The following is a 5,544-nucleotide window of genomic DNA, read 5'->3' as shown; positions in this document are numbered from 1 at the left end:
CACCCCGGAAATGTCGTCCCTTGAAATCGCTCATCCGCAGTGCCCCACACCAAAACTGAAAGCGGTTTCAAACAGGGGCACCAACTTTGCAACAGAGCCGATGGAGCCTGGTTTGTAGACAATGTCGCGATTATTTCTTTTAAAAATAGCTATTCTATTTAGTGTTTTGTGCGCCATGCACTTCAGAATGCAAGACAGCTACGAGGATGTAGGGTATTGCGAGTTCGGAGCGTTCGTGACTCTGCTGGTATGCATTATCTATTCCGTTGTATGGCGAATATTGTGTAATTATAAAAATAAATCTTCGTTTTATTAATCGATACACTCGAACTAATCCAATGGTTAATGACGTATATTTAAGATATTAACTATTGTTGGGATTTATCAAGATTGATTCCCTCGTTATTGAAAAATTGCATTATGCATTCGTTGATAGGGATTATATAAATCATTTCTCCCCGACCTATAAATTATTCCGTTAACTTTCCGTCTTTGAGGAAACCATAAAACGTCCTATATAGACTAAAAAAACGAGATATTTCGTTGCAAAATATTCAGTTCTGTTCTGATGCTCAATTCCAAAAAAAACATTTTTAGACATCGCAGTTTGATCTGCTGTCGCCCCCCCCCCGCGGGGGGCAAGCCATATTCAGCGACGAAACCGTACGCAACATCAACATATTGAGATAGGGGCTTCTGGTCAGGGCCTCTCAAGAGCGCACATAGACTATAAAATCCTCTGACCTGAACTCTGCGGACGATCTCACGCTTTACCAAATATTGCCAAATCCGGGAGAGCATCATGCGTTTCATTCTCATTTCACTAACTGCGGTATTTCTTGCAGGGTGCGCTTGCAATTCACACGAGCCGCAACCCCATGAGACAGCCGCCTGCATGAATTATAGAACCATGATGACCGCACCAATGCCGCCAGACGCTATGCAGTGGCTGCAGGAGAAATGTGAGGCTTCACGCCGATAATGTGTAGGGTTTGAAAAGTCCTCTGGCCTGTCCTGTGTGATTCCATTTGTCCGGTTATGCTTGAAGGGAATGGATGATTAAGCAGGCTGGTTTCTTTGATGTTGAAGAGCGGCTTGCGCGACTGAGCGAGCTTGATGATCACATTTGAAGTGTTCTCCCGGACGGTAGATTTTGAGGTATTCCGTCATGATCTGGAGCAGGCTTTGACACCTTCAGGCGACAGTAAAGGCTGACGTCCGCCGTTTGATCAGGTGCTAATGTTCAAAATGCTGGTGATCCGACCCTGAACAATTTGTGCGACGATCAGACGGTATACATGATCGACGAGCGCCTGTTCTGTGAACGCCTGACACAAGCGAATGCCATCGATGGGCTGTTCAACCGCTTTGACGCAATCCTGCGCAACGCCGGGTATTTACCGATGTCAGGCCAGATCCTGAATGCCACACTGGTGGCTACTCCAAAGCAGCGGAACACCAACGCTGAGAAGTCCGACCTCCGGGCTGGGAGTAGCCCTGAGGACTGGCGGGACAAGCCAGCAAAGCAGTCGCATAATGATCGTCAAGCCCACAGAACCGTCAATCAAATCACCAAAAGCCAAAAATCAGAACCAAGATACCTTAATTAACGGTTTTTCGATTCCTTCACATGGAAAACCAACGAAAGATAATTCCCAACCTATTCAATTTCACAGTAAAAAATATGGTAATAAAAATAAAATAATTATATACAAGTAGTAACTAAATAATATTCAAATGTATTTCTATAGATACAACCATATGTTGTTGATTATTAACTATTTTAGATTTTAAATATTTAAATTCATTGCATTAATATATTTTAAAGTAACGCACAGTTGCTCTTTGCAACATATTCAATTAAAGCACGTCAACGATAAATTAACGGAAGGATAAAAGATGTCGCTGATATATGGATACAACCATACTGTCACGAAAAGCGGGAGTTACACTCTTGTTCCAGCTTTGCCGGTCCTTGGAATAATATCGATTGGCGGAGCGAGCGCTAATTTTTCGGGCAAAAACGTCAATGCTTCCGTCAATTTTTCTCCCTCATTAATTTCCTTGGCAAACCCTTGGAGTGTCACCTCAAGCAACAACGCCTTTGTAACAGTAACTGGATTGACTGGTGGCGTTGTCAATGCATTGACTGGTGCGACGTTCACAGCAGATGGAGGCACCATTTCTATGGATAGTGCCTCGACGATATCAGCCCTTTCTGGTTCGACGTATAATATCTCTTCTGGCGGAAAGCTGATCTTGAATTCAGTACAGAACCAGGCTGCAATTTCTGCCTTAAGTGGATCGAAAGTAGCTTTCGGAAAAGGTGGTGGTACACTTCTGATTAACCCAGGAAGTAATGTATCCGTCATTTCTTTTCAAAGTATATCAGGATTTGAGAATGCGGGATCAACCATAGAAATTCCTGGCGCAACAAAGGTTGTTTCCGTTTCAAAAAGCGGAAGTAGTACAAATATCGTCACAGATAATGGAAAAACAATCACGGTATCGGGAGATTTTTATGACTATAGAACAAATAATAATTTGTTCCAGTCATATCAGGACGGGAATTTATTCATTAGTTCGACTCCATTAAATAACACAAGCCAGAACGGAGTCTTGGTTTGCTTCCTGAGGGATTCGATTATTTCTGTCCCCGATGGAAAAAAGGCCGTGCAGGATATCGTCATGGGTGACGAAGTCCTCTGTTATAAAGACGGGGGGATATATACAGATATTGTCACGTGGGCGGGACATGCGCATTGTACGGTGCGACCGTATCTTCCACGGGATCAGGCGGGCTATCCCGTCCGTATTCTGAAGGACGCGGTATCCGACGGCGTACCGTTCAAGGATATGCTCATCACAGCCGAGCACTGCCTGTTTTTTGATGGAAAATTCGTTCCGGCCCGTATGCTCGTAAATGGTCGTTCGATCTTCTATGACACGTCGATAACCTCTTACGATTACTATCACATCGAAACTGAAGAACATTCAGTTATCATGGCAGATGGTATCCTGACTGAGAGTTATCTTGACACTGGAAATCGTAGTGCGTTTCGGCAGGCTGGAGAGGTCGTGTCCCTGACACCTTCCCGTAATCTGTCCTGGGAGGATGCAGCAGCGTCTTTGACAGTGGCCCGTGATCTTGTCGAACCCCTCTTCCGTCAGATTGAGACACGAGCTGTTCACCTCAATTCTCCTCTTATGACTGATATTCCGTCTCTGACGCAGGAGAACAATCTTCACCTGGTCACAGATACCGGTACGACGCTCCGTCCGATCCGTAAGAATCATGACAGGGTTATGTTCATGATTCCGGCTGGTGTTGAAAACGTTCGGATTGTTTCAAATGCAAGCCGCCCGTGTGATGTTGTTGGACCGTTCGTCGATGACCGTCGTATGCTCGGCCTACTGATGGGCGATGTCCAGCTTTTCGAGGGGCATGCGACGAAGACCCTGACATCTCATCTGCAGGACATCGATCTGTCCGGATGGAACAATATCGAGGACGGCCTGTGCCGCTGGACAAACGGAAGCGCGCTCTTGCCTCTTGGGTCCCGGCCGATTGGAAGTATTGCGCTCATGGCGCTTCAGGTTCACGCTTCAGGGCCATATCTGGTCTCAGACGCTGAAGCTGACCTGCACGCTCTAAAAGCTTGACGTGACCCTAACCCAGCGTCAACAAAACGCTGGGTTAGGGTGGAATGGTCTGATATCCGCTCTGTAATGTGAGCAGAGCGGGGACTTCCTGCTCTGGCTCGGCTAGCCGGCAGGGCTGATCCGTTTCAGGAAGATAAAGCGGAGCATGTTGATAGGCTATAATTCTAGCCCAATCCTCATTGTGACCCGTGTAATACCGAGAATTCGGATGAGCAATCCTGTCTGTGACTTTGGTCGGCAGAGACATGCTCGATCCGAGGTCGGATCGTTGACTTGCCAGTGTTGGATTTATGGATACGCCGGAGCCACGCCTTGAGAGGCGACTAATGGACCTTTCTTTGAGACAAAGTCTGGCTTCTCTATGACGTCCTTCTTGGTTTTTGAGCACCAGGTTGCACTATTTTTATCAGCAGCCTAGCGCCATCATTGGCAACAACATCCATCGTTTTCCATTTAGGAATTAACGTGAATTTCCGGCCAATGGAGAGGGTGATTTGTAGCCAAAGAACGGAATAGTTAGATCGTTTTGGCATCAGGAACATGATTCGACAGCCCCATACCAAGGAAGCGCATGAACGACAGGCTGTCGTTGATCAGATATTCCGTCCGTTAATCAGACAGGTTGATCAAAGCCTAGATCACCAGAATTTTACACATAAGCACGACATCAAACGGTGAACGTCAACCTTGAGTGCTCCCTGAATAAGCCAAATCCTGCTCCAGGCCAGAGCGGAACACTGCAGAATCTACGCTTCCAATTGATCGCTAGGCCCTCTGAACCGAGTAAATCTCTCTTCATCAACATAAAAGAACCTTGGCTGCTTCATATCACTATGCCGTGCCCCAAGATCGAAGGAATGGAGTCACACAGAAAGCCTCAAAACCAGAGAGTTTTTCGACTCTTCCCGCGGGGGGGGGGCAATATTTTTGTCATTATGAAAAAAACATTCACTTGATGATTTCTATTTTATTAACTACTAATTAACCGTTACCGCCTCGCGATAAAAGTTTGGAACTTCTTAATTAATGCCTCAGAGCCTGATATCGAGTGATCAAGAGGCCGCTTCGAGCGGTGCGAACCCCCTTGGTTCCAAGCTTTCTGATAAGCCCGCCTATCCCCCTTCAGCGTCAGTCCCGACTCAACAGGCTCATCATGGCATTCGGTTTGATTTCAATTTTGGGTGTCGTGTTCAACTACCACTTCTGGGAGACGGGCAAACATGGCACGTCCGACTTAGAGACCTTGATACGGGCAATATTCTCTTTGAGAAAACCGGGATCCCTGCAGGTCTTATTCATTCCAGCAAGCGTTGGTATGTCCGATTTGGCATAGATGTTTGGATCGAAAGTCAGCCTCAAGGTAGCGTCAAATCAGAGAAACAGGTTTTCAGTCATCACTTCGACCCACAAAACAAAGAGATTCTAATCCAATTCCCGGTGGGTACACTCGGCGACACATTGGCCTGGATGCCCTATGCAAACCGCTTTGCGAAAAAACATGGTGCCCATGTCACCTGCGCTCTTTCAGGCCTCATCAGTCCTTTGTTTGAGAAAGCGTATTCTCATATTCGCTTTTTTACGCACGAAGAGGTCATTGACCAAAAGCTCAGCGACACATTCTACGGGACCTATAGTTTAGGACTGTTTTTTGATGATGTGGGATGTGACTGGCAACCGACTGATTTTCGATCTGTCGGCCTACATAAAACAGCCGCCTATATCCTCGGGGTTCCCCCTGAAGAAGAGCCTGCAAAGATTACTCTTTCTGACGAAAGTCGTCCTCTAGGCTCAGGACTCATAGCCAGAAGATGACGGTTGCAGCGAGGCAGATGGCTGAGAAGAAGACATTCGGGCATCTGTCATAGCGTGTTGCGACCCTCC

General features: G+C 46.4%; 3 protein-coding genes and 4 pseudogenes. 3 read left to right on the top strand and 4 right to left on the bottom strand.

Translation table 11 applies throughout. The features are described 5' to 3' along the window. Window positions 1-1,058: 1,058 nt before the first annotated feature. Window positions 1,059-1,592, top strand: a pseudogene (locus tag JN414_RS16135) (IS5/IS1182 family transposase); the annotation flags it as partial. Window positions 1,593-1,946: 354 nt separating this feature from the next. Here the strand turns inward: JN414_RS16135 and JN414_RS17085 are convergent. Continuing rightward, window positions 1,947-2,372 carry a hypothetical protein gene (locus tag JN414_RS17085; RefSeq protein WP_237390137.1) on the bottom strand — a complete coding sequence of 142 codons (426 nt, stop codon included), beginning with the start codon at window positions 2,370-2,372 and terminating at the stop codon, window positions 1,947-1,949. Between JN414_RS17085 and JN414_RS17080 the strand changes: the two genes are divergently transcribed. After that, entirely contained in the window at window positions 2,260-3,663 is a 1,404-nt protein-coding gene (locus tag JN414_RS17080) for a Hint domain-containing protein (RefSeq protein ID WP_249203064.1), read from the top strand. The genes JN414_RS17085 and JN414_RS17080 overlap by 113 nt on opposite strands. A 34-nt stretch (window positions 3,664-3,697) precedes the next feature. Here JN414_RS17080 and JN414_RS17075 read toward each other — a convergent pair whose 3' ends face one another. Both JN414_RS17075 and JN414_RS17070 read right to left on the bottom strand, forming a co-directional pair. Beyond that, window positions 3,698-3,910 carry a hypothetical protein gene (locus JN414_RS17075; RefSeq protein ID WP_237390135.1) on the bottom strand — a complete coding sequence of 71 codons (213 nt, stop codon included), beginning with the start codon at window positions 3,908-3,910 and terminating at the stop codon, window positions 3,698-3,700. A 272-nt stretch (window positions 3,911-4,182) separates the two neighbouring features. Continuing rightward, window positions 4,183-4,344 (bottom strand): annotated as a pseudogene (locus tag JN414_RS17070) (transposase); the annotation flags it as partial. A 345-nt stretch (window positions 4,345-4,689) separates the two neighbouring features. On the opposite strand from JN414_RS17070, the pseudogene JN414_RS16120 reads away from it, so the two are divergent. After that, window positions 4,690-5,448, top strand: a pseudogene (locus tag JN414_RS16120) (autotransporter strand-loop-strand O-heptosyltransferase); the annotation flags it as partial. A gap of 10 nt (window positions 5,449-5,458) precedes the next feature. Here the strand turns inward: JN414_RS16120 and JN414_RS16115 are convergent. Continuing rightward, window positions 5,459-5,544 (bottom strand): annotated as a pseudogene (locus JN414_RS16115) (IS5/IS1182 family transposase); the annotation flags it as partial.

Origin of the sequence: Gluconobacter sp. Gdi, assembly GCF_014132155.1 — a bacterium.
Classification (GTDB): Bacteria; Pseudomonadota; Alphaproteobacteria; order Acetobacterales; family Acetobacteraceae; genus Gluconobacter.
This window is presented reverse-complemented; position numbering and strand designations above follow the sequence as displayed.